The 4,313-nt window shown below is 37.1% G+C and carries 6 protein-coding genes and 1 pseudogene; 5 read left to right on the top strand and 2 right to left on the bottom strand.

Going from position 1 to position 4,313, the window contains the following annotated elements:
- The 5 genes from HT678_RS10175 to HT678_RS10155 all read left to right on the top strand — a co-directional run.
- On the top strand, nt 1–161 hold a 161-nt coding region (locus tag HT678_RS10175; RefSeq protein ID WP_150852579.1), incomplete at its 5' end, for an integrase core domain-containing protein.
- 494 nt (nt 162–655) lie between these two features.
- On the top strand, nt 656–994 hold the full coding sequence (locus HT678_RS10170) for a lanthionine synthetase LanC family protein (protein ID WP_078374397.1): 339 nt from the start codon (nt 656–658) through the stop codon (nt 992–994).
- The gene (locus tag HT678_RS10165; protein WP_138702611.1) at nt 894–1,154 is read left to right on the top strand and encodes a hypothetical protein; all 261 of its coding nucleotides are present in this window, start codon (nt 894–896) and stop codon (nt 1,152–1,154) included. The genes HT678_RS10170 and HT678_RS10165 overlap by 101 nt, the downstream gene beginning before the upstream one ends.
- A 45-nt stretch (nt 1,155–1,199) precedes the next feature.
- Nucleotides 1,200–1,481, top strand: a complete 282-nt coding sequence (locus HT678_RS10160; RefSeq protein ID WP_031222508.1) for a hypothetical protein — start codon at nt 1,200–1,202, stop codon at nt 1,479–1,481.
- A 42-nt stretch (nt 1,482–1,523) separates the two neighbouring features.
- A complete protein-coding gene (locus HT678_RS10155) occupies nt 1,524–2,756 on the top strand; it encodes an MFS transporter (RefSeq protein WP_172924959.1) in 1,233 nt (410 codons plus the stop codon).
- Nucleotides 2,757–2,873: 117 nt separating this feature from the next.
- On the opposite strand, the gene cbpF is transcribed toward HT678_RS10155, so the two are convergent.
- Both cbpF and HT678_RS10145 read right to left on the bottom strand, forming a co-directional pair.
- Nucleotides 2,874–3,896, bottom strand: a complete 1,023-nt coding sequence (gene cbpF, locus HT678_RS10150) for a choline-binding protein CbpF (RefSeq protein ID WP_000771087.1) — start codon at nt 3,894–3,896, stop codon at nt 2,874–2,876.
- 17 nt (nt 3,897–3,913) lie between these two features.
- A pseudogene (locus tag HT678_RS10145) lies at nt 3,914–4,313 on the bottom strand (choline-binding protein G); the annotation flags it as partial.

The raw sequence follows: 4,313 nt of genomic DNA, 5'->3' as shown, positions 1-4,313 counted from the left end.
TGAAATCGGAAATGTTTTACGGTTATGAGAAGTCGTTTCAGTCGCTTAAGCAATTGGAACAAGCTATTGTAGACTATATTGATTACTACAACAATAAACGAATTAAGGTAAAACTAAAAGGACTTAGTCCTGTGCAGTACAGAACTAAATCCTTTGGATAAATTAATTGTCTAACTTTTGGGGGTCAGTACATATTGAACGGGAAAGTTATGCACTTAATTTGACAATTCAAGATGTAAAAATATATACTAATATTTGACAAGTTGTCCTAAAAATGTTGTTATGTTATGGATTGATCGAATCTAACTAAAGGATCCTATTCAATTACTAGAACTATCACATACTCAAGGTCAGCTCACAGATGAGCAACTATTTTGGTTACAATACCTACTAAATTTAAGTCAAACAAATAATTTAGTCAAAATTAAAAAAATAGAGGAACATAAATATGATTACAAAACGGAATGTAATGGTGTTCTACGATTTTTACTAGATAAAACTGTAAATTCTGAAGGAAGGATTACTTCTTCAACAGAATTTGGAAATTTCGTAAGTAATTTATCATTCCAACACGGAATAGCTGGACTACTGTTTCCTCTAAATAAATTGCCCCCCAGAACTGGATTCTAAAATACTCTCTATCATCAAGAAAGCAGTGACAATTAGAACGACACACACATATGAATATCAATACTCGCTGCTATTTGGTGATTCAGGCTATCTATGGTTACTCCTACATTTATTTTCTATCAGTAAAAATCAATACTATCTACAATTAGCAAACGTCACCGCTAAGAAATTAATAGAGAATTATGATACTCTAGAGGAAATAGACTTTGCATTGGGAAAATCTGATGTCCTATTATCATTAATAAAATACTATCATTTTACCAATGACAATACTCTTAAAACTTTCATCCACAATAGTATATGGGGAAATTTATCATTATTTCCTACAAAGAGATACAGCCAAAGAAAGCATTTTAGACTATAGCTTTGCTCATGGATATTGTGGAATTGCATATGCTTTATTTGCCTATTCTAAAGTCTTAGAACCTTCTATGTTCTATAATGATCTCCATACATTCCATACTGAATTAAAAAAATTATTAGAAAAAGTTACTTCTAATACTGAAAATTTAGGAAATTTATAACTTTCTTGGTGCGAAGGAATTTCCGGAATAATCTTATATCTTTGTATGTACGATTGTGACGGAAACAAAGATATTATTAGTAAATATCAAGAATTTGTTTTTGACCATCATCTAAAAATGATGACAGGATATTGCCACGGAATAACTAGCTTACTACAAACCACTGTCTACAATCAAAACAAATTACTGATGAAAAAAATCCAACAGGTAATTTTAGCATGTTCTGAACGAGATGATCACGGTTTACTGATGTTTCAAGGAGATAGTGGTAAAGCAGATTTGTTTGACTTCGGAATAGGAAGCATGGGGTATATTGGTGTCTATTAAATAATAAATTCCCATTCGATGTGCAGACATAAGGAGAAATGTATGAAATTATTTTGGACAAACAACATATATAGACAGTTGCTGCTAAACAGCTGTTTTTCATCATTCGGCGACAGTATTTTCTACCTCGCCATTATCAATTATGTGGCTCAGTACAATTTCGCTCCGCTAGCGATTTTACTGATTTCCATTTCAGAGGTGGTTCCCCTACTATCGCAACTCTTTCTCGGAATTCTAGGAGATTTTCAAGAAAATAGAGTCAAACACGCACTCTGGATTGCCAAAATCAAAATCCTGCTCTACGCTATTTTGACAGTATTTCTCGTCTTGTCGCCCTTTTCATTAGTTTCAGTCATTATGATTGTCATCATCAACCTTATCTCTGACACCTTGAGCTACCTGTCTGCCTACATGATGAACGCCCTCTACATCAGTGTAATTAAGGACGACCTGCATGATGCCATGGGGTTCAGGCAGTCTCTGATGAGGGGTGTCCGCATTGTCGCCAATCTAGCTGGTGCATTCCTTATCAATGTTATGAGTATTCAAACTATTTCCCTTATCAACACTCTGACTTTTGTCATTGCCTTTTGGGGCCTGTATGTTATTCGACATACCTTGTATGAGGTTGAAAAAAGGATTGAAATGTCACATACAGCACTGAGTTTTAAGAAATATTTTCAACATCTTAAACAGTCGCTGGCTGTGCTCCTGAGGTTAAAAGATACCGTCATACTACTGTTTCTGACGACCAGTATGATTGCCATCTTGGATGTGTCTCCTCGGTTGATTGCCCTCCGCTTCATCCAACAGACACTAGCACAACTGAGCATTGGGCAACTCCTCGCCCTGCTCTCCATCATCATTTCTTGTGGAGCTATCCTTGGCAATATGACCAGCAGTAATCTATTTAAAAATATCCGTTTCACGCACCTCTTGGTTTTCTGTGAGATTTCCCTATTGGCTCTAATAACTAGTATCCTTTGTCAAGCCTATATCGTAATTTTCATGACCAGTTTCATCAGTTCTACGATTATCGGCATTCTCAGCCCTCGCCTACAAGCAGCTGTCTTTGCCTATATCCCCAGTGACAAGATGGGGACGGTGGGCTCTGCTCTGAGCACAGTGGACATTCTCGCCCCGTCCCTGCTCTCCCTATTAGCCCTATCCATAGCATCGAGCGTTTCGGTGCAGTTAGCATTGATATTTTTGTATCTTATTTTGATTGCTCTTATCTTTTGTCAATGGTTAGTCAAGTTCAACACTCATAACTAACGAAAAAGCATGTGTAGATTTCACATGCTTTTAATCTCCCCAATCGTCAGGTCAAGTACAACAAAGTCACTTCTTTGATTAAGCGAGTGTTCTAATATAATTATAAGCTCCCTGTCATTACCGAACCCATTCGCCATTATAATTGACAGAATAGCCATCTACGGTCGTATTCACTGCCAAAGCACCTGAGCTATAAGCATAGTACCATTTGCCATTAACCTGGAACCAACCTGTCTTCATATCTCCATTACCTGCATTTAGGTAGTACCAAGTTGAACCATCTTGATACCAACCAGTTGTCATAGCTCCCGATGAACGGAGATAGTACCACTTGTTACCAAGGTATTGCCAGCCCGTTTTCATATCACCATTTTCAGCATCTAAATAGTACCAAGTTGAGCCTTCCTGATACCAACCAGTTGCCATAGCTCCTGATGAACGAAGGTAGTACCAGTTATTACCTAGATATTGCCATCCTATTTGCATGATGCCAGTTGCTGGATCTAGGTAGTACCATGGAGCCGCTTTAAGCTTCTCTTCATCATAGGTTAGAGGATAATCCTTGATCCAACCACGTGCTATCTCCCCAACAGGCAATCTGTTGATGCGAGAATCAAAGCCACCATCCTTCTGCAAATAATACCAGTCCCCATTATCATAAACCCAACCAGTTTTTAAAGTATGATAACTACGCTGATCTTCAAAATAATAGACTCGTTTCTCTGCTGGGCTATCATATTGTTCCCCATGATGTTTGTTGGTATTTGTAGCAGTTTTTGCTTCTAACACTTGCTTGCCAACAAATTCTTGTAGTACCCCATCTTGACCAAAGTAAAACCAATCTGGTCTAAAAGCAATATCTTTCCTTAGAGAAGAACCAATCGTAACCCCTTCGTATGGAGCAGGTATATATTGCCAGCCGACAACCATCTCTCCAGATAAAGAATCAAAATAATAGTACTTACCATCAATCACTCGCCAGTCCGTTTCTTTGAGGTCCCCCTTCTTGTAGTAGGTTCTTCCGTTTTCTTGGACAAAATGCCATCCTTCAGAATCATCTGCAAATACTACATTTGTAGCTAGAAAACCAAAGAATATTGCTGCTAATCCAACTTGCATCATTTTTTTCAAAAGTTTCATGTATATACCCTCCAATATTAAATCCACTCACCAGATGAAGCAAAGTTATAAACTTTACCATCAATAGTTTGGCTACCTGTAACCATAGCACCACTTGAATTGAGATAATACCATTCACCTGATACTTTTATCCAACCTGTTTTCATATCTCCATTAGTAGGATCTAAATAGTACCATGTTGAACCATCTTTATACCAACCAGTCTTCATATCACCATTGGTCTTATCTAAATAATACCATCTTCCTCGTACATATTTCCAACCTGTGGACATTGAACCAGAGGTTTCAAGATAATACCATTTGCCATTTATACTTTGCCAACCTGTTTGTTTATTACTATTCTTATAATAATACCAAGTATCACTAATCAACTTCCATCCATCAATAGAATGCCCTTTAATAACAGAGTAGATGAAA

Origin of the sequence: Streptococcus sp. 3167 (genome assembly GCF_013277175.1) — a bacterium.
GTDB classification, from domain to species: Bacteria; Bacillota; Bacilli; order Lactobacillales; family Streptococcaceae; genus Streptococcus; species Streptococcus pseudopneumoniae.
Note: the sequence above shows the minus strand (reverse complement) of the source record. Positions and strands in the feature narration are given on the sequence as shown.